Annotated in this window: 18 protein-coding genes; 13 read left to right on the plus strand and 5 right to left on the minus strand. The window is 65.9% G+C overall.

The window, feature by feature from the left end:
• Nucleotides 1–75: 75 nt before the first annotated feature.
• Entirely contained in the window at nt 76–1,593 is a 1,518-nt protein-coding gene (locus ASE64_RS12890) for a leucyl aminopeptidase (RefSeq protein WP_055781151.1), read from the minus strand.
• Between the two features lie 84 nt (nt 1,594–1,677).
• Between ASE64_RS12890 and ASE64_RS12895 the strand changes: the two genes are divergently transcribed.
• From ASE64_RS12895 to alr, 7 genes are all read left to right on the plus strand, one after another.
• Complete coding sequence (locus tag ASE64_RS12895) at nt 1,678–2,613, plus strand: proteasome assembly chaperone family protein (protein WP_055781154.1); 936 nt, start codon at nt 1,678–1,680, stop codon at nt 2,611–2,613.
• A gap of 63 nt (nt 2,614–2,676) precedes the next feature.
• The gene (locus ASE64_RS12900; protein WP_055781157.1) at nt 2,677–3,993 is read left to right on the plus strand and encodes an MFS transporter; all 1,317 of its coding nucleotides are present in this window, start codon (nt 2,677–2,679) and stop codon (nt 3,991–3,993) included.
• 198 nt (nt 3,994–4,191) lie between these two features.
• A complete protein-coding gene (locus ASE64_RS12905; RefSeq protein ID WP_055781159.1) occupies nt 4,192–5,532 on the plus strand; it encodes an RNA polymerase sigma factor in 1,341 nt (446 codons plus the stop codon).
• Between the two features lie 7 nt (nt 5,533–5,539).
• Complete coding sequence (locus tag ASE64_RS12910; RefSeq protein WP_055781160.1) at nt 5,540–6,820, plus strand: MurT ligase domain-containing protein; 1,281 nt, start codon at nt 5,540–5,542, stop codon at nt 6,818–6,820.
• Complete coding sequence (locus ASE64_RS12915) at nt 6,817–7,566, plus strand: hypothetical protein (protein WP_055781163.1); 750 nt, start codon at nt 6,817–6,819, stop codon at nt 7,564–7,566. The genes ASE64_RS12910 and ASE64_RS12915 overlap by 4 nt, the downstream gene beginning before the upstream one ends.
• A gap of 2 nt (nt 7,567–7,568) precedes the next feature.
• On the plus strand, nt 7,569–8,321 hold the full coding sequence (locus tag ASE64_RS12920; RefSeq protein ID WP_055781165.1) for an alanine racemase C-terminal domain-containing protein: 753 nt from the start codon (nt 7,569–7,571) through the stop codon (nt 8,319–8,321).
• Nucleotides 8,318–9,388, plus strand: coding sequence for an alanine racemase (alr, locus tag ASE64_RS12925; protein WP_055781167.1), 1,071 nt, complete (start codon nt 8,318–8,320; stop codon nt 9,386–9,388). The genes ASE64_RS12920 and alr overlap by 4 nt, the downstream gene beginning before the upstream one ends.
• Before the next feature lie 33 nt (nt 9,389–9,421).
• On the opposite strand, the gene ASE64_RS12930 is transcribed toward alr, so the two are convergent.
• The gene (locus tag ASE64_RS12930; protein ID WP_055781170.1) at nt 9,422–11,506 is read right to left on the minus strand and encodes a DNA gyrase/topoisomerase IV subunit B; all 2,085 of its coding nucleotides are present in this window, start codon (nt 11,504–11,506) and stop codon (nt 9,422–9,424) included.
• Between the two features lie 208 nt (nt 11,507–11,714).
• Here ASE64_RS12930 and ASE64_RS12935 point away from each other — a divergent pair, with 208 nt between their 5' ends.
• Nucleotides 11,715–11,942 (plus strand): DUF7455 domain-containing protein, encoded by a 228-nt coding sequence (locus tag ASE64_RS12935; RefSeq protein ID WP_044438448.1) that lies wholly within the window; start codon nt 11,715–11,717, stop codon nt 11,940–11,942.
• A gap of 75 nt (nt 11,943–12,017) precedes the next feature.
• Here ASE64_RS12935 and ASE64_RS12940 read toward each other — a convergent pair whose 3' ends face one another.
• On the minus strand, nt 12,018–14,543 hold the full coding sequence (locus ASE64_RS12940) for a DNA gyrase/topoisomerase IV subunit A (RefSeq protein ID WP_082466277.1): 2,526 nt from the start codon (nt 14,541–14,543) through the stop codon (nt 12,018–12,020).
• Nucleotides 14,544–14,732: 189 nt separating this feature from the next.
• Here ASE64_RS12940 and ASE64_RS12945 point away from each other — a divergent pair, with 189 nt between their 5' ends.
• Nucleotides 14,733–15,800, plus strand: coding sequence for an alkaline phosphatase family protein (locus tag ASE64_RS12945; RefSeq protein WP_235480618.1), 1,068 nt, complete (start codon nt 14,733–14,735; stop codon nt 15,798–15,800).
• Nucleotides 15,801–15,806: 6 nt separating this feature from the next.
• Here ASE64_RS12945 and sepH read toward each other — a convergent pair whose 3' ends face one another.
• Entirely contained in the window at nt 15,807–16,988 is a 1,182-nt protein-coding gene (gene sepH, locus ASE64_RS12950) for a septation protein SepH (protein WP_235480619.1), read from the minus strand.
• A gap of 160 nt (nt 16,989–17,148) precedes the next feature.
• Here sepH and ASE64_RS12955 point away from each other — a divergent pair, with 160 nt between their 5' ends.
• Nucleotides 17,149–17,442: a DUF4193 domain-containing protein gene (locus tag ASE64_RS12955; protein ID WP_055781175.1), complete on the plus strand. Its 294-nt coding sequence runs from the start codon at nt 17,149–17,151 to the stop codon at nt 17,440–17,442.
• 30 nt (nt 17,443–17,472) lie between these two features.
• Here the strand turns inward: ASE64_RS12955 and ASE64_RS12960 are convergent, their stop codons facing one another.
• Nucleotides 17,473–17,904 (minus strand): DUF3093 domain-containing protein, encoded by a 432-nt coding sequence (locus ASE64_RS12960; protein ID WP_055781178.1) that lies wholly within the window; start codon nt 17,902–17,904, stop codon nt 17,473–17,475.
• Between ASE64_RS12960 and dut the strand changes: the two genes are divergently transcribed.
• From dut to ASE64_RS12975, 3 genes are read left to right on the plus strand one after another with little or no spacing between them, the layout of a single operon-like run.
• A complete protein-coding gene (gene dut, locus ASE64_RS12965; RefSeq protein ID WP_055781179.1) occupies nt 17,903–18,433 on the plus strand; it encodes a dUTP diphosphatase in 531 nt (176 codons plus the stop codon). The two genes, ASE64_RS12960 and dut, sit on opposite strands and share 2 nt — an antisense overlap.
• The gene (locus tag ASE64_RS12970; RefSeq protein ID WP_055781182.1) at nt 18,430–19,101 is read left to right on the plus strand and encodes a DUF3710 domain-containing protein; all 672 of its coding nucleotides are present in this window, start codon (nt 18,430–18,432) and stop codon (nt 19,099–19,101) included. Before dut ends, ASE64_RS12970 begins: the two co-directional genes overlap by 4 nt.
• On the plus strand, nt 19,101–19,826 hold the full coding sequence (locus tag ASE64_RS12975) for a DUF3159 domain-containing protein (RefSeq protein ID WP_055781184.1): 726 nt from the start codon (nt 19,101–19,103) through the stop codon (nt 19,824–19,826). Before ASE64_RS12970 ends, ASE64_RS12975 begins: the two co-directional genes overlap by 1 nt.
• Nucleotides 19,827–19,896: the final 70 nt, after the last annotated feature.

The raw sequence follows: 19,896 nt of genomic DNA on the forward strand, positions 1-19,896 counted from the left end.
CCCGCGCTCCACTGATGAGCGGAGCGGGCTGTGTTGGCGTGGTTTTGCGCCCTGTCGAGCCTACTACGGTCGACTTCACTCGGGCCGCGTGGGCGCCGCCGAGGCTGCCAGAGCGAGAAGCGTGCGCACGGTCACGCCCGTCGGTCCCTTTCCGGTGTAGCCGTACAGCGAATCCTTGTTCGTGCCCGCGCCCGCGATGTCGAGGTGCACCCAGGGGATCCGCCCCGATCCGTCAGCCGCCGTGCCGACGAACTCGTTCAGGAACACCGCCGCGATCAGCATGCCTCCCGCCGTGTTGCCGGGCTTGATGTTGGCGATGTCTGCGATATCGGAGTTCAGCATGGGTCGGAATTCCTCACCGAGGGGCATGTGCCAGAGGAGCTCGCCCGCCGATTCGGCGGTGCGGAGCACCTCTCCGACGAGCGGGGAGCTTCCGAGCGTGCCCACGTAGCGGTTGCCGAGCGCGACGCTGGCCGCGCCGGTCAGAGTCGCCACGTCGATGATCGCGTCGGGGAACTCCTCGCTCGCGGCCATCAGACCGTCGGCGAGCACGAGTCGACCTTCGGCATCGGTGTTCAGCACCTCGACGGTCTTGCCGCCCCGGATCCGGAGCACGTCGCCCGGTCTGATCGCCGTGGCCGAGGGCATGTTCTCTGCGAGGCAGAGCCAGGCGGTGACCCGCGTCGGCAGAGCGAGCCGGGCAGCAGCGAGAACCACGGAGAGCACCGTGGCGGCTCCGGCCATGTCGTACTTCATACCGATCATCGAGGCAGCGGGCTTCAAGGAGAGGCCGCCGGAGTCGAAGGTGATGCCCTTGCCGACGAGGGCGATGTGCCGCGCCTCGGCGGCGTCTGTGGGGGAGTAGCTGACCTTCACCAGGCGCGGCGGCCGTGACGAGCCCTGTCCGACGCCCAGAATGCCACCGAATCCCTCATCGGCCAGTTGCGTCTCGTCCCAGATCATGACCTCGACGCCGGGAATGCTGCCCAGTTCGGCGGCACGCGCGGCGAACGTCTGCGGGTAGAGATCGAGCGGCGACTCGTTCACGAGGTCGCGAACGAGGTGGATGGCGCGGCCCACCTCGGTCGCATAGGCGACGGTCTCGGCAGATACCGAGATCGACGTGACGAGGGTGAACGACTCGGCGGGGCGGGACTTCGCCGATCCACCGTCCGTGCGGTATTCCGTGTATTCGTAGGCACCGAGCAGGCAACCCTCCAGCACGGCCCGTGCCTGTGACTCGTCTTCGACGGGCAGTGCGATGGCGATGGAGCCGACCCCGAGCATCCGGCGTGCGGCCGAGCCTGCGGCGTATCGCAGGTCGTCGGCGGTCGGCGTGGCCGAGGCCAGCCCGACGAGCGCAATCGACCGGGCGGCGATGCCATTCGGCGCGGGCACCCGCACGAGGTCGTCCTTCGAGCCCGTCACGCCGAGTACCGAGAGATCGGCGAACGCGGGGTCGGCGCCGAGGATCGAGGCCGCCGAGCCGACGAGTGCGGGACCGTCGTCGGTGCGGGTCACGCCCAGAACGAGAACATCGGCCGCGACATCGCCGGCGTCGGATGAGGAGAGGGAAAGGGAGGCGAGAGTCATGCTCCAACCCTATGGCGCAGATGTTCGCTCTCGGCATGCCGAGGCGGCCCGGTGGCGCCAGCCGCCGCGATTAGAGTTGAATTCATGACCGATTCGAGCGAGCTGTACGAGATCACCGGCGAGCTCGGCAACATCCCCGAGGGCCTCGACCTCGTCGTGGCGCTCACGGGCTTCACCGACGCCGGCGGCGCCGTCGCGCAGGTCGGCGAGTACATTCTCGACAACCTCAGCAACCGTGTGATCGCCGAGTTCGACACCGATGCACTGCTCGACTATCGAGCCCGACGGCCCGTGATCTACTTCGACCAGGATCACCTCAGCGACTACCAGCCGCCCGTGCTGCGCCTCTACCTCGTGCAAGACGAACTGAATCAGCCCTTCCTCTTCCTCAACGGATTCGAACCGGACTTCCGGTGGGAGGCGTTCACCTCATCGGTCATCGATCTCATCGGACGCTTGAAGATCAAGACCACGACGTCGGTGCACGCGATCCCGATGCCCGTGCCGCACACGCGACCCATCAGGGTGACTGTGAGCGGCAATCGGGTCGAACTCATCGACGCTCTCTCGGTGTGGAAGCCGCACACCCAGGTGCCCGCGAACGCGATGCATCTCGTCGAGTTCCGCCTTCAAGAGGTGGCACATCCCGTCGCGGGCTTCGCGCTCCTGGTTCCGCACTACCTCGCCGACACGGAATTCCCTCTCGCAGCACTGGCCAGTCTCGAGAGCATCAGTGCCGCCACCGGCCTGATCTTCCCCACCGACAAACTCCGCGAGGAGGGGCGCGTCTTCCTGACGAAGATCGACGAGCAGGTCGGCACCAACGGTGATCTCGAGAAGCTCGTGGGCACGCTCGAGGAGCGTCACGACGCATACATGCAGGGAACACCGCTCAAGTCGCCACTCACCGATGAAGACGGCGAGCTGCCGTCGGCAGACGAGATCGCCGAAGAGCTCGAGAAGTTCCTCGCCATCCGTCGTGCGGGCGACGACGAATCGGGGCCGTCGCTCGGGCTCTGATCCCGGTCTGCGCCCCACGCAGGACATCGAGCTCTGCCCCAGCGGGGCCGTAGCATTGAGCAGGTGAACTCCCGACGCGCCTGGCTTGTCTTCTTCGTCGGAGTCTTCGCCTACATGACGGCGGTGATGCAGCGCACGACGCTCGGAGTGGCCGGAGTCGATGCAGCGGCGCGATTCGACTCGTCGGCGGCGCTTCTCTCGACACTCGCCGTCGTCCAGCTCATCGTCTACGCGGGGCTGCAGATTCCTGTGGGCATCCTCATCGACAGGGTGGGGCCGAAGTGGCTCATCTCTGCCGGGTGCACACTCATGGTCGCGGGGCAGCTCGTCCTGTCGTCGGCACCGGATATCCCGACGGCTGTTCTCGGGCGGGTGTTCGTCGGAGCGGGCGACGCTGCCGTATTCATCTCGGTCATCCGACTCGTCAATTCCTGGTTCGCAGGGCCGATCGTGCCCCAGCTCAGCCAGTGGGTAGGCAATATCGGACAGCTCGGGCAGGTGCTCTCCGCGCTGCCCTTCGCGTGGGTGCTGCACACATTCGGTTGGACTCCCGCTTTCTCGGTCGCCGCTGCCGTGTCGTTCGCCGCTCTCGTGCTCTCTGTCGTCTTTCTCACGAATCGCCCGCCAGACACCCCCGGCGACGGACGCGCCGCCAGCATGCGCGAGGCCATCCGGATGCTGGGCCCCACTCTGCGCAGGCCCGGGACCCAGTTGGGCTTCTGGTCGCATTTCGTGAGTCAGTCGTCGGGAACCGTCTTCACGATCTTCTGGGGTTTCCCCTTTCTCGTCTCCGCTGTGGGACTCGACCGCGGTACCGCGGCGGCCTTCCTCGTCGTGATCGTGATCTCCGGAATGGTCGCCGGACCGATCCTCGGCATTCTGAGCGCCCGCTTTCCGCTTCGGCGGTCCAACCTCGTGCTGGGCATCACTGCGGCTCTCGGCTTCGTGTGGGCCGCCGTGCTTCTATGGCCGGGCATCCCGCCCATCTGGCTGATTGCGATTCTCACCGTGACCCTCGGCATCGGCGGCCCCGGCTCGCTGATCGGATTCGACTTCGCCCGGTCGTTCAACCCGGCCCGTTCTCTGGGCTCCGCGAACGGCGTCGTGAACGTGGGCGGCTTCATGGCCAGTTTCGTCATGCTGTTCCTGATCGGGGTCATCCTCGATATCCAGTACGACGCCGGCTTAAGCACCGCTCTCTACTCGATGGATGCCTTCAGGCTGGCCTTCTCGATTCAATACGTCGTGATCGGAGCGGGCGTCGTCTTTCTCCTGAGAGCCCGCCGACGAACCCGGCGACGGCTTCAGGAGGACGAGGGAATATCCGTGGCCCCCTTATGGGTTGCACTGGTAGGACGGTGGAAGCGTCGACGCCCCTAGGCGGAGGGTCGACTGTTCAATCCGTGCAATAATTGAGAATCGAGACCCGTTCTTGTGCAGGGTGTCTGGTCAGCCAGACACGAAAAACCAGCACTTGACATGGGTCTTAGTAATGTCAGAAAACAACTCCAGCCTCCAATTGGCATCGACTCGTGAGAGCCGAATCCACCCGGTGAGACCGGCGTGAAAGGTGATCGTATGGCCACCCGCAAATCAACCACAACACTCGAACCCGTCGCTGACGAGCCTGCCGCTGCTGCGGCAAAGCCGGTGACGAAGGCCGCCGCCGCCAAGGCCGCTGCCGCCAAGACCACCGCGACGAAGGCTCCCGCAGCCAAGGCGGCGAAGGCTCCGACCAAGGCCGCTGCTGCGAAGACCGCTGCCGCCGCCAAGAAGGCCAAGGCCGCCGCAGAAGCCGACGGTCCCGGCGCTGACGACGACGATGCCGAGGCGGGCGCTGTCGTCGAGGTCGTCGTCGACGAAGACGAGGCCACGACCGACGACGAGACCGACGACGGATCGCCCAAGCCCGCAGCAGAGATCGTTCTGCCCGCCGGAGCCCTCGTCATCTCTGACGCCGACGACGACAGCGACGTTCCGGTCTATTCGACCGCGATCACCGGTGCCACGGCAGACCCTGTCAAGGACTACCTGAAGCAGATCGGTAAGGTCGCGCTCCTGAACGCGGCCGAAGAGGTCGAGCTCGCCATGCGCATCGAGGCAGGACTCTTCGCCGAAGACACGATGTCGACGATGAGCGAAGCCGAGAAGAAGTCGGCGTACGGCCGCGAGCTGCAGTGGGTCGCCCGAGACGGCGCCCGCGCCAAGAGCCATCTGCTCGGCGCCAACCTGCGACTCGTCGTGAGCCTCGCCAAGCGCTACACGGGTCGCGGGATGCAGTTCCTCGACCTGATCCAGGAAGGAAACCTGGGCCTCATCCGCGCGGTCGAGAAGTTCGACTACACGAAGGGCTTCAAGTTCTCTACCTACGCGACCTGGTGGATCCGACAGGCCATCACCCGCGCCATGGCCGACCAGGCCCGCACCATCCGCATCCCGGTGCACATGGTCGAGGTCATCAACAAGCTCGCCCGCGTTCAGCGCCAGATGCTGCAGGATCTGGGCCGCGAGCCCACGCCCGAAGAGCTGTCGCGCGAGCTCGACATGACTCCCGAGAAGGTCGTCGAGGTGCAGAAGTACGGGCGTGAGCCCATCTCGCTGCACACGCCCCTGGGTGAAGACGGCGACAGCGAGTTCGGCGACCTGATCGAAGACACCGAAGCGGTCGTTCCGGCCGACGCCGTGGGCTTCACCATGCTGCAGAAGCAGCTCGAGTCGCTTCTCGATTCCCTCTCCGAGCGCGAAGCGGGCGTTATCCGCATGCGCTTCGGACTCGGCGACGGCATGCCGAAGACGCTCGACCAGATCGGTGACACGTTCGGCGTGACCCGTGAGCGCATCCGTCAGATCGAGTCGAAGACGATGGCGAAGCTCCGCCACCCGTCGCGGTCGCAGTCCCTGCGCGATTACCTCGAGTAGGCCGCGGATGCGTTATATCGCGCCCGTTCTCGTCGGTCGCGCGGTCCGGGCTGTCACCCGGGCCCGCGGCGGCGGTTCGGCGCTGCCCGGTTACATCGTCAACAAGATGGCGCCCGGCTTCATCAAGAATGTCGTCGCCCAGTTCGAGTACGGCATCGTCTTCGTCCTCGGCTCCAACGGCAAGTCCACGACCACGCACATGCTCACGGAGGTTCTCCGTGGGCACGGTCTGACCGTGTTCACGAACCCGTCCGGAGCGAACCTGCCGCAGGGCATCTCCTCCGCCCTGCTGTCCGAGGTCGGCGTGACCGGCAAGCTGAAGGCCGATATCGGCATTCTCGAGGTCGATGAGGCGTTCGCGCTCGAGCTGTCGAAGACCCTGCTGCCGTCGACGATTCTTATGCTGAACGTGCAGGTAGACCAGCTCTACCGGTTCTTCGAGACCGAGGTCGTCGCCGATATGATGCTCGACACCGCGGCTGTGGCGACGAAGCACGTCATCAGCAACCGCGACGACGCCTATCTGTCGAAGATCGGCGAGATCCTCGCGAAAAATGGTGGCCCGGTTCCCGACGTCACCTACTTCGGCGCCTCGCCGAAGCTGGTCGCGAGCTCTGCTCACGGCCTGTTCAATGCTGCCAATCACCGAGAAGAAGCATCGACCGCGACGATCGATGCCCTGGCCGAGCTCGAATCGTGGGACAGCACCGGTGCCCGCGTGCGGGTGGCAGGAGAACTGGCCGACATCGCTCTCCCCGCCAAGGGGCTGCACTACGGCATCGATGCCGCGGCGGCGCTCGCCACGGCCGCGCAGGTGCTCGGCACCGAATTCGACCTCGCGAAAGCATCGGCCGCCTTCTCGTCGATGACGCCTGCCTACGGACGCGGCGAACTACTCGACTTCGGAGACGAGAAGGTGGAGTTCGTGATGTTCAAGAACGCCGCGAGCCTCCAGCTCAATCTCGATGCGCTTCCCGCGGCGCCGGAGCAGGTCATGGTCGCGATCGACGAAGGCACTCCCGACGTCTCCTGGCTCTACGACATCGATTTCGCCCAGCTCGACCACGTCGATGTGCTGACGGGTGCGAAGGCCTGGCAGTTCGCGCTCAGGCTCGAGCACGAGGGCATCCCGGTCGGCACGATCGAACCCGACCTCAAAAAGGCCATCGAGTTGATGCGCGCACTTCCCGCACCGACGACGGGTCACAAGACGTGGGTCGTCAACTACGAGCAGATGATGCTCGCGAGGAAGATCATCGGTTACGGCGACATGGAGGTCTCGTTTTGAGTTCGTCATCCTCACAGTCCGTCTCGATCCTCGAGCTCTATCCCGAGCACCTCGAGGCAAGCGGTGAACGTGGCAACGTCACGGCACTGACGGCTCGTCTCGAACGGGCGGGTCATCGTGTCGACGTCGTACAGCACACGATGGGCCGACGTCTGCCGAAGGACGCCGACATCGTCGTGATCGGCAACGGGCCCATCTCGGCTGTGCGCGCTGTCCACGCCGACCTCACCGAGAACGCCGCCGCGCTGCGTGCGCTTGCAGACGATGGCGTGCCCTTCTTCGCCGTTGGAGCCGGTGCGGAACTGCTCGGCGGAGGCATCACGCTCGCCGACGGAACGGTCCTCGGCGGCGTCGGAATCTTCCCCTTCTCGGCGCGACGCGGCGTTCCCCGCCAGGTCGGATACATCGTCATCGAGTCAGCGCACGGAACCGTCGTCGGCTTCGAAGACAACGCGTCGGAGTGGAACCTCGATACCGGCGCTGTGCCACTCGGCGTCGTCACCTCGGGCGGCGGCAACGGCAACGGCCGGGAAGGCGTCATAGCGGGCTCCTCAATCGCGACTCAGACCAAGGGACCGGTGCTTCCACTGAACCCCTCGGTCAGCGACGCCATCATCAGGGCTGCGCTGGAACGCCGCGACGTCGCCTATGCGACGTCGGCAGCGCACGCCGAACTCGATCGTCTGGCCGCCAAGTCGCGAGAAGTGATCGTCGCGAACGTCAAGAGCGTCTTCACCACGATCTAGTGATGTCGTCAGCTCTCACGACACATCCGTCGCCACCGCGCCGTGCTGTCATCGACCTCGACGTCGTACGCCGCAACGCACGGATCCTGATCGCTCTGGGAGAGCCTCATCGCGTCGTCGTCGATCTGCGCGGCGACGCCTACGGTCACGGAGCCACGGCGATCGCCGCTGCCCTCGACGGCGAAGCGATCGATGCTTTCCTGGTGTCGCACGAGGCCGCCGCTGCGGCCATCCACGACGCCGGTGTCTCGATTCCCGCCATCCGGAGCGCCGAACAGGGCGCGGGCGACGTCGCGCTCATCGGCCCGGAGCTCTTCGGGCTCGACACGATCTCTGTTCCCGACCCGCGGCGTCTCGGACTCTCGCCCGCGATGACTCTCTCGGCACGCGTCCTCTCGACCAAGAAGGTCGGAGCCGGTGAGGGAGTCTCGTACGGCTACGTGTACCGCACCGCGGCGCCGACCACGCTCGCCATGGTCTGCCTCGGCTACAGCGACGGAATCGACCGGCACGCGTGCCTCGGGGGGCGGGCGTGGTTCGCCGGATCCACTCATCCGATCGCGGGCCGGGTCGCCATGGACGTCTTCATGCTCGATGTCGGAGACACTCCCGTCTCGCCCGGTGACGAGGTGGTTCTCTTCGGAGACGAGGCGAAGGGATATCCGTCCCCGCTCTCGTGGGCCGGGAACCTCGGAAAGACAGCGGCAGAGGTCACCGCATCGCTGGGCGACAGAATCGTTCGGAGCTACTCATGACCGCATCGACAGGCGAGATCGTCGTCGATCTCAGCGCACTCCGCCACAACCTCGACGTGTTGACCGCGCGGGTCGCCCCGGCCCACGTGATGGTCGTCGTCAAGAACGACGCCTATGGGCACGGACTCGTCGATGTCGCCAGAGCCGCCGTCGACTCGGGCATCTCATGGATCGGTGCGCTCGACGTGCCGACCGCTCTGACACTCCGCGAGGCAGGCATCACCCCGCCGACGCGGATCTTCGCCTGGTTGCTCGACCCGGCCGACGATCCGGGTGCCGCCATCTCTGCCTCGGTCGATCTCGGTATCTCGACCGTCGACCAGCTGCAGTCCATCGCGGCTTCCCCGTCGTCGTCGACCGCCCGAGTCCACCTCAAGATCGATACGGGGCTGCATCGCAACGGGGCGACGCCGGAGGACTGGCCCGACCTCGTCAGCCTCGCACGGTCGCTGGAGGATCGAGGAGTGGTCGAGATCGTCGGCGTCTGGACTCACATCGCCGAAGCCGACGACCACGAGGATTCGCTCTCGATCGCCCGATTCAACGAGGCGGTCGCCGTGGCACGCGATCTCGGTGTCGAGGCACCGCTCCGGCATCTGGCAGCCAGCGCTGCCGGCTTCGCCCGAGCCGACGCGCGCTTCGACCTCGTTCGCTTCGGTGCCTTCGCCTACGGACTGCCGCCGGGCGACGGGCCGAGCGCTCACAGCATGGGGTTGCGTCAGGTGATGACGATGCGCGCGCCCGTCTCGTCGATCGAGGTGCTTCCGGATGGCCGCCGGGCGTCCATCGACCTCGGCTTCGCAGACGGACTCTCGACACTCGCGCCCGGCCGAGTCGGTGTCGCCCTCCACGGCCGGCGGCATCCGCTTGTCAGCCCTCTCGAGGTCGACAGGGCCTGGATCGGCCTCGACGACGACGCCGATGTCGCCGTCGGCGATCTCGTCACTCTGTGGGGCGATGGCAGCACGGGGGAGCAGACCCTTCAGGAGTGGGGCGACGCCACCGAGACCATGTCCGAGGAACTCGTCGTGCGGCTCAGCCCTCGCATTCCGCGACGCTTCGTCTGAACGGCGCCTGCACCGCCTGACGGCAGCGCACGATCAGGTGTCGATGCGCTCTCGCGACATGCCTTCTGATCCGGCGATGATGAACTCCTTGCGCGGGGCCACGTCGTCGCCCATCAGCAGGTCGAACGTGCGCTCTGCCCGCTCCGCGTCGCTGACACCGACCCTACGGAGGGTGCGATGACGCTTGTCCATCGTCGTCGTCGCGAGCTGATCGGCGTCCATCTCGCCGAGACCCTTGTATCGCTGGATCGGATCCTGGTAGCGCTTCTTCGCCTTGTCGAGCTGGGCGAGCAACGTGTGCAGCTCAGCCTCCGAGTACGTGTAGATCGTCTCGTTGGGCTTGGTGCCGGGGTTCATCACGACGACGCGGTGCAAGGGAGGGACGGCCGCGTAGACACGACCGTCTTCGACCAGGGGTCGCATGTAGCGGAAGAACAGGGTGAGCAGCAGGGTTCTGATGTGCGCCCCATCGACGTCGGCGTCGCTCATGAGGATGATCTTGCCGTAGCGCGCGGTCGACAAGTCGAAGGAACGCCCCGAACCTGCACCGATGACCTGGATGATCGAGGCGCACTCCGCGTTGCCGAGCATGTCCGAGACCGAGGCCTTCTGCACATTGAGGATCTTGCCTCGAATAGGCAGCAGGGCCTGGAATTCGCTGTTGCGGGCCAGCTTCGCCGTTCCCAGAGCCGAGTCACCCTCGACGATCATCAACTCGCTCAGGGCCACGTCGTTCGAGCGGCAGTCGACGAGTTTCGCCGGCAGCGACGACGACTCGAGAGCATTCTTGCGACGCTGGGTCTCTTTGTGCGCGCGGGCAGAGATGCGCGACTTCATCTCGGCGACGACCTTGTCGAGCACCAGAGCGGTCTGTGCCTTGTCGTCGCGCTTGGTCGACTCGAATCTCTCCTTGAGGCCCTTCGTGACGACCTGCGACACGATGTTGCGCACGGCGGGAGTTCCGAGGATCTCCTTCGTCTGTCCTTCGAACTGGGGCTCTGGCAGCCGCACGGTCAGAACGGCGGTGAGGCCGGCGAGCACGTCGTCCTTCTCGAGCTTGTCGGTTCCCGCCTTGAGTCGGCGGGCATTCGCCTCGACGGTCTGACGCAAGAACTTGAGGAGGCCGGCTTCGAATCCCGCCTGGTGCGTTCCGCCCTTGGGCGTCGCGATGATGTTCACGAAGCTGCGGAACGTGGTCTCGTAGCCGGTTCCCCAGCGTAGGGCCAGGTCGACCTCGCACTCCCTGCTGAGCTCCGTCGGCACCATGGCCCCCTGAGGCGACAGCACGGGAACCGTCTCGGTGAACGAGCCGCTTCCTTGCAGACGCCACGTCTCGGTCACGCCGGAGTCGGTGGCGAGGTGCTCGACGAACTCCGCGATACCCCCGTCGAAGCGGAAGGCGTCGCGACGCACGTCCTCTCCGCGCTCGTCGGTGATGCCGATCGACAGGCCGGGCACGAGGAAAGCCGTCTGACGTGCGCGGTCGAACAGTTCCTCGGTCTGGAAACGCGCGGTGGAGCTGAAGATCTGCCGGTCGGCCCAGTATCGGATGCGGGTTCCGGTGACGCCCCGCTTCACCTTGCCGACGACGCGGAGCTCGCTGCCGTTCTCGAACGGCGTGAACGGGGCATCCGGTGTCGGGGTCGAGCCGGAGTCGTCGAAGACACCCGGCTCGCCGCGGTGGAACGACATGGCGTAGGTCTTGCCGTCACGATCGACCTCGACGTCGAGGCGCTCCGAGAGGGCGTTGACGACAGACGCGCCGACCCCGTGGAGACCACCGGATGCCGCATACGAGCCCGATCCGAACTTTCCGCCGGCGTGCAGCTTGGTGAAGACGACCTCGACGCCGGACAGACCGGTCTTCGGCTCGATGTCGACGGGGATGCCTCGGGCGCGGTCCCTCACCTCGACACTCGAATCGGCGTGCAGCTGGATCTCGATCTCCGAGCCGTGCCCGCCCAGAGCCTCATCGACGGAGTTGTCGATGATCTCCCAGACGCAGTGCATGAGTCCGCGGGAGTCCGTGGACCCGATGTACATGCCGGGGCGCTTGCGCACGGCCTCGAGACCCTCGAGTACAGACAGGTGCCGTGCGGAATAGTCGGCCGATGCCACGTGTTCTCCCAAATAAGCGACGGGCCGAATGGATCATGGCCCAGCGATCAACTGTAGTTTCCCGCCGGGGTGTGCCGGTCCACCGACACGAATGACCTGATTCGACGTACGCGCAGAGCGAAACACGAGCGAAAGCGGCACCGGCCAAAGCTACCCGTGATTTGATAACTAGATCGGTTGTCGAGCAGCGAGGCGTGAGGAGCATCACATGCACACAACAGCAACGGAGAACGGCACCATCACCGAAGAGACCACCTACCAACTGACCGGCGCAGACCGCTGTGACAGCTGCGGCGCGCAGGCGTACGTTCGAGTAGAGATGGAGTCCGGCAGCGAACTCTTCTTCTGCTCGCACCACGGCAAGAAGTTCCACGACAAGCTTTCGCCGCTCGCCAAGAGCTGGCTCGACGAGTCCGCGCGACTCCTCGAGAAGTAGGGTCACGACGTAACGTCTGATAAACGAAGAGAGGCCGTTCCCCGATGGGAACGGCCTCTCTTCGTATCTGTGTACTCAGTCGGTCTCGACGGAGTCGCTGTCGTCGACCGACCCGGAGCCCGAGCCGACGGGCATCCGCGATGCCATCGTGGCACCGATCGATCCGACGATAGCCTCGAGTGGCGTGCCTGACGCGTCGCGGCGGGCCCCACCGTCGGGCAACTGCCGCACCACTCCGTCTGTTCCGACGGCGTGCGGCGGCTGCGGGCCGACCCAGGCCTGCACCATGATGTCCTCGCCCTTCAGGAATCGTTGTGCCCGCACACCTCCGGTGGCACGGCCCTTGGCGGGGAACTCGGAGAAGTCAGATACCTTGGCGCTGCCAGGATCCGTACCGGGGAGCATCGACGTGCTACCGGCCACCGTCGCGACGACAGCGCCCTCGTCGGGTGCCACCGCGCCGAAGAAGATGCACCGGGCACCGGGTGACAGCTTCATGCCGGCCATGCCCCCGGCCGTACGCCCCTGTGGGCGCACCGAGTTCACGGAGAACCGGAGCAGCTGAGCGTCGGAGGCGGCGAAGACCAACTCGCTCTCCTCGCTCGGCTGGGCCACCCCGACGACGTGGTCGCCCTGCTTCAAGGCGATGATCTCGAAGTCGGGCTTGTTCGCGTAATCCTGGGGAATCAGCCGCTTCACGACTCCGCCGATGGTGCCCAGGGCGATCGGCACGCTGGAATCGAGCGAGACGAGACCGACCACCCGTTCCCTCTTCGTGTCGAGTCCGAGGTACTCGGCGATGCGCACCCCGGCGGCGAGCTGCACGGAGTTGATCGGCACGACAGGCAGGTCGAGAACGGGCATACGGATGAGTCTGCCGAGTGTCGTGACTGCGCCGACCTCGCTGCGACTCGTGGTGCTCACGAGCGAGAGCACCGCGTCGTGCCGGGCGCGACGAGCCGCGGCTCCGGGAAGCGGTGGGGCATCCGTGCCCTCGGGGTAGTCGATCCGGATGGCCCGGCCCGTGGTGCTGAGGACGATCACGCAGGCGGTGTCGGCGAGTTCGAGTACGACCGGCTGCGCTCGACGCGACGCGGGCGCTGCACCGGGCTTCGCCTCGGTGAGCAGCGTCCGGCGAGGGGTTCCGAGCTTCTCTGCGACGGCGTCGAGCTCGGTCGAGACGGCACGACGGATGAGGGCGGGGGAGCCGAGCAGGGCGGTGAGCTCCTCGATCTCTCTGCGGAGGGAGTCTCGCTCGGCCTCGAGCTCGATACGCGAGAACTTGGTCAGCCGTCGAAGCCTCAGTTCGAGGATGTAGTCCGCCTGCAGCACGCTCAGCTCGAACACGTCGATCAGTCGCACGCGTGCGGCTTCGGTGTCGTCGCTCGCCCTGATCACCTGGATGACCTCGTCGATGTCGAGGATTGCGATGAGCAGCCCTTCGACCAGGTGCAGTCTTTCGGTTCTGCGCGCCAGTCGGAAACGCGTACGCCGCGTGATCACCTCGATGCGGTGGTCGATGTAGACCTGCAGCAGATCGCGCAGGCCGAGAGTCTGCGGCTCGCCTCGCACAAGGGCGACGTTGTTGATATTGAACGACTCTTCGAGCGGGGTGTAGCGGTAGAGCTGCTCGAGCACGGCGTCGGGGCTGAAGCCGGTCTTGATGCCGATGACGAGCCGCAGTCCGTGCGTGCGGTCTGTCAGGTCGGTAACGTCGGAGATACCGGCGAGCTTCTTGCTCGTCACTCCGTCTTTGATCTTCGAGATGACCTTCTCGGTTCCGACGAGGTAGGGCAGCTCGGTCACGACGAGTCCGACCTTGCGCGCGGTGAGATTCTCGATGCTCACTCGGGCCCGCGTCTTGAAGCTGCCTCGGCCGGTCGTGTACGCATCGCGGATACCGGCCAGCCCGACGATCGTTCCGCCCCCGGGCAGATCCGGGCCCGGAATGAAGGACATCAGGTCATCGATCGACGCGTCGGGGTTCTCGATCAGGTAGCGAGCACCGGCGACGACCTCGACGAGGTTGTGGGGAGCCATGTTGGTGGCCATTCCCACAGCGATTCCCGCGGCACCGTTGACGAGCAGGTTCGGAAATGCCGCGGGAAGCACGTCGGGCTGGGTCAGTTGGTTGTCGTAGTTGGGCACGAAGTCCACGACATCCTCGTCGAGGCCGTCGGTCATGGCCAGGGCCGCTGCGGCGAGCCGCGCCTCGGTGTATCTGGGAGCCGCGGGCCCGTCGTCGGGCGAGCCGAAGTTGCCGTGCCCGTCGATGAGGGGGACGCGCAGCGTCCACGGCTGGGCCATGCGCACGAGCGCGTCATAGATCGCCGTGTCGCCGTGGGGGTGCAGCTTGCCCATGACCTCGCCGACGACCCGGGCGCTCTTGACGTGCCCTCTGTCGGGACGGAGCCCCATGTCGCTCATCTGGTAGAGGATGCGGCGCTGAACCGGCTTGAGTCCGTCTCGTGCGTCGGGCAGAGCACGAGAGTAGATCACCGAATAGGCGTACTCGAGGAACGAGTCCTGCATCTCGGTCGAGACGTCGACGTCGAGGATCTTCTCGGGCGTCTCGGGGGCGTCTGGTGTCTGAGGGGTCATACCTGAATGGGGCTTTCTTCGAAGAAAGGCGGCGCACCGGTGCGAGATCGGTCGACGTTCGGTTCGTGATCGGGACGAGAAATCCTGCCGTCACGTGTGCCAGACTTGGCCCCGATGCCCCCCATGCTACCGGCGACCCGATCCGACGAGCCTCGTCTGTCGGACGTGTTGCCCAGTTGCCTCGCTGCCGTGACATCGGCGGACAATCGCCTGGATCTCCCCGCCGTGTCGAAGGCCGTGGTCGTCCTCGTCGACGGGCTCGGCGCATCCGCCCTTCGTCAGCGCACCGGCCACGCGCGATTTCTGACGTCTCGCTTCTTCAAGAAGGCGACGCTCGTCAGCGGCTTCCCCACCACCACAGCTGCGGCGCTCACGTCGCTCACCACGGGCGCATCGCCCGGTCAGCACGGACTGGTGGGCTATTCGGCGCTCATCCCGGCATCGGACAGGATCGCGAATCAACTGACCGGGTGGGGGCCCGATATGGAGCCCGCCGTCTGGCAGAGGCGCGCCACCGTGTTCGAGCGCGCCACTGCCTCAGGGATCGACGCGACGGCCATCGGACCGAAGAGATACGAATCCTCGGGCTTCACCGACGCAGTTCTCCGCGGTGCCCGCTACGTGGCCGCCGATTCGATCTCCGACCGGTTCGAAGCCGCCCGGTCGGTGCTGGATCGCGACTCCCGCTCGATCTCCTATGTCTACGTCCCCGAACTCGACATGGCGGCTCACGCCCAGGGGTGGCAGTCCGACAGGTGGACGCATCTGCTCGAGGAATTGGACGCGGCGATGCAGGCTTTCGTGCGCACGCTGCGTGCCGACGAAGGGGTTCTGCTCACGGCAGACCACGGCGTCATCGACGTGCCCGAGACGTCGCAGGTGCTGTTCGGCGCAGACGCTCAGCTCGACCGGGTCGTCCATATCGCGGGAGATCCGCGGTGTCTTCAGTTGCATTTCGCCGCGGATGCCTCGGCAGACGTGCGCCGTTCGGTTCTGGATGCCTGGCGCAAGTCCGAAGGCGATCGCGCGTGGGTGCTCACCCGCGACGAGGCGATCGATGCGGGTTGGTTCGGTGAGGTCGACGACGCGGTCAAGCCTCGCATCGGCGACATCATCGTCGCCGCCGCGAAGAACGTCGTCTACTACGACGCCCGGAAGCCCCACGACCCGTCACGCCGGATGGTCGGCCAGCACGGATCGTGGAACCCCGACGAGCTGATTGTTCCGCTGCTCAGATTCGGCGCCTTCGAGCGCTGATCGGAGTCAGGCGAGGTCGTCGTCCGTCCGAGCACCGAAGACGATCTCGTCCCAGCTCGGCATCGCGGCACGACTGCGCCGCGGCGGCTTGGGCTGCGACGCGGTCGGGGCCGGTGAATCGGATTCGGGGGCGTCGATGCCGTCGAGTGTGTCGTTGCGCGCGGCTGAAGCCCAGATCGACGAGGTGAGCGTGGGTCGCGCCTCGGCGTCACGCTTTTCTCGCGGAGCGTCGGAAGGTCGCTGCGATCCGGCCCTGTCGCCGGCGGGAGGCGATGAGGGAGCCGAACCACTGTCGTCGAAGTCGTCGACGAAGACAGCGGCCTCGCGCTCGCCCCGTCGGCGGCGGAGTGCCTCGAGGAGATCTGCCGTCTGGTTCAGATTCTCAGCGGGCCGCTCCTCCGAGCGCGAGATGGCAGCGGAGGTTGCGGCGGGGGAGGATTCGCCCGACGACCCGCTGCGACCGTAGGGAATCACCTCGGGATTGGGCGCCGTGTCGTTCGTCGCGACCGGGGCGGGAGTCGCCGCGGGCGACTCCTCTGCTTCGACGCGAGGAGAGACGACGCGCAGCCTCGGAATGAGCCCCTCGGTGATCTCGCCGTTCTGAGACAGCGTGACGGCCTCGGTGTTCAGTGGTGTGAGGGCGTGCCGCTTGGGGTCGTACTGCCACCGGGCGTCGTGATCGATCTCGTTGGCGGTGAACGACAGCTTGACGATCCATCCGGTCTCGTCTTTCCAGCTGGCCCAGCGCTCGTCGGACGCGCCGAGACCCTCGAGTCGTTCCTGGATGGCTTCGCCGAAGGTAGACGTGGGCTCCTCGCCCAGAGGATCGAGAGCGGAGTCGATCTGCACCGCGACCTTGAGTGCCGAGTTCACGACGTAGGCACGTTCGGCAAGGACCGGCCCCTCGAACCGTTCGACGTAGTCGAGGTCGGCTCCCGTGAGCCGGCTCACCTCTTCGGCGGACAGACCCGAACGGATGTGGCCCTGGATCTCGCGGGGAGACACACGTTTGCCCGTGCTCGACGGCGTGAGGGTCTGTCTGATTCGACTCTGAAGCACGTCGTCGATGGCGATGCGGTATCGCTCGCCGGCGTCGGATGCAACAAGGAGGGCGCCGTCTTCGACGCCGATTACTGTCAATTCCTGCATGGTGAAGGGGCCTCCAGCGGTCACTGTTGCTACGACCATGCCACGTTCTCGGCCGAATATCGGGAATGTAACGGGCGTGCCGCAAGTTGATGGCGTCGATGGGCGATGCGGACTCGAATCCGAATTGCTATTCCGGTGGCTTTCGTGCAAACTAACGCCGCCGATTTGGTTTTATCAATCTCCTCAGAAGTGGATGGGCATGGCAACTGATTACGACGCTCCGCGCAAGAACGACGACGATTCGGAGTCGATTGAAGCGCTCAAAGAGCGCGTTCCAGACAAGATGTCTGGTGTCGTAGATGTTGACGATTCCGACAACCCCGGCGGTTTCGAGCTGCCGGGCGCCGACCTCTCCGACCTCGACCTCGACGTCGTCGTCCTGCCCCCGCAGGCCGACGAATTCACCTGCGTCAACTGCTTCCTCGTGAAGCACCGTTCGCAGATCGATCACGAAGAGAAGCTCGGTCCGATCTGCGTGGAGTGCGCTGCCTGACGCAGAGCACAGCACGCACGGCCCCGCCGCCTAGGCGGACAGAGCAGCCGTCAACCCCTCGGGATTCCGGGACGACACGAGCCAGTACGGCGTCGGGTCGTCCGGATCCTCGAGGGGTATTTTTACGACCGGATCCACCCAGCCTCGAAGGCAGAGCCAGGCACGCGCATCGAGGCGCTGACCGCGCTGCAGAGTGGCTGCACCGCCTCTGTAGACCGACGGCGTTCCGAGCAACTCGACGGGAATCCGAGCCTTGCCCGCGGTCAGCATCCCGTCCCGCACCTCGATGACCGGGGCGAGGACGATGAAGATTCCCGCCAGTCCGACGAAGAGGACGCCGGCCGCGATGACTCCGGCGACGATGTTCACGGGCGCCAGCACGAGGATGCTCGCGGGTATGACGAGCGCGGTGGCGAGATAGATCCAGATTGAGGGCCAGAGCCGCTCACGATACGAAGACATGCACCTATTCGATCAGACAAACTGCACTACCCTCGACTGCGTGACCCAGTCAGTCGAAGTTCTCATCCAGGCCGCCGATGTTCCCAGCTACTCGCATCCCGGTGATGCGGGTGCCGATCTCACATCCGCCGAGGCTCTGACGCTGACGCCTGGTGAGCGTCGCCTGGTGGGAACGGGAGTCAGCATCGCCCTTCCCGACGGCTTCGTGGCTTTCGTCGTCCCGCGCAGCGGACTCGCGGCGAAGCACGGCATCACGATCGTCAACGCACCGGGCACGATCGACGCCGGATACCGGGGCGAGATCAAGGTGGCACTCCTGAATACCGACAGCACCGTGCCGTACGATATCGGCGTCGGGGATCGCATCGCCCAGCTCATCGTTATGCCGGTCTCCCGGGCGGTCTTCATTCCCGTCGACACCCTTCCCGGCAGCGACAGGGGAGCAGGGGGATTCGGTTCGACCGGGTACTCCGCGTCTCGTTCGACCGAGGGGCCCACAGCATCCGAATCACAAGGAGAGAACGCATGAGCGATCTGCAGAAGCCGAACGACGACGCAGCCGTCGAGTCGATCGACGAGATCGAAGATCAGGAGCCGCTCGACACAAAGTCGGCACCTGAGAATCGCGCTGAAGAAGGACCGTTCGACGCGGACGAGGCGAACCCCGCTCGCCCGTACGTCGACCTCGGCGGCCTCAAGATCCTTCCGCGCGAAGGGCTCCATCTGCGACTCGAGGTCGAAGAGGGAACGAATCGCGTCGTGGCCGTAGGCCTCGACTACGCAGGATCGACCCTGCAGGTGCAGGCCTTCGCCGCTCCCCGGTCGACGGGGCTCTGGCACGAGATCCGCGCTCAGATCGAAGACCAGATCATCAAGCAGGGCGGCACGAGCACGGAACGCGAAGGCGCTTTCGGCCCGGAGCTCGTGGGAGAAGTTCCCGTCGCAGCGGGCGCATCCGCGGACGCCTCTCCATCGTCGCGCCTCGCGCGCTTCGTCGGCGTCGACGGACCGCGCTGGTTCCTTCGCGGCGTCATCGCCGGAGAGGCGCTCACAAACCCCGCCGCCGAGCTCGCGATCGAAGAGCTCTTCAGGAGCGTCGTCGTCGTGCGCGGAACCCAGCCGATGCCCCCGCGCGACCTCATTCCTCTCAACATGCCCAAGACGGCCGCGACGGCCACGCCTCCCACGAGCGCCTGATGTCCGATCCGCAGTCCGACGACCGCGCGCCGGCCCCGAGCCTGTCGCAGACATTCGCGGATGCGGCACGGAGGGCAGGAATCGGCCAGGTGACGCCGGGGGAGACTCCCACGGCGGCGTCGCTCATCCGTGCCATCGGGGGAGTGCGAGGACTCGTCGAGTCTCTTCTCCCCGGGCTCGCGTTCCTCGTCATCTATACGGTGACGAGCGATCTCACCCCGAGCGTCGTCGCACCCGTCATCGTGGCGGTGGGATTCATCATCGTCAGAGCGGTCACTCGCAGCCCCGTCATGCCCGCCGTGACCGGCCTCCTGGGCGTCGCCATCTCGGCCGCCCTCGCGCTCTTCACCGGCCGGGCCGAAGACAACTTCCTCCCCGGCCTCATCATCAACGCGATCAGCATCGTCGTGCTTCTCATCTCGATCATCGTCCGATGGCCGCTCATCGGTGTCATCGTGGGTCTGCTCACCGGCGACTCGACCGGGTGGAGGTCGGACCGGGCGAAGTTCAGGGTCGTCCTCGTCGCCACCTGGTGCTGGGTCGGGCTCTTCGCCCTGCGCCTGGGCGTCGAGGGACCTCTCTACCTCGCGGGCCAGGCTGCAGCCCTGGGTTCGGTCAAATTGATCCTCGGCGTACCGCTCTACGCGGCCATGCTGTGGGTCACCTGGCTGCTCGTCCGAACCGCGTTCGGACATGGCAAGAGCGAGACCGACACCCGCGTCTGAACGCGTGCATCACCATTTGCGGTGTTACGATTTATCTTGACGTCAAGATACATGCGGGCACTCGCACCGA

Source organism: Agreia sp. Leaf210, assembly GCF_001421485.1.
GTDB lineage: Bacteria > Actinomycetota > Actinomycetes > Actinomycetales > Microbacteriaceae > Agreia.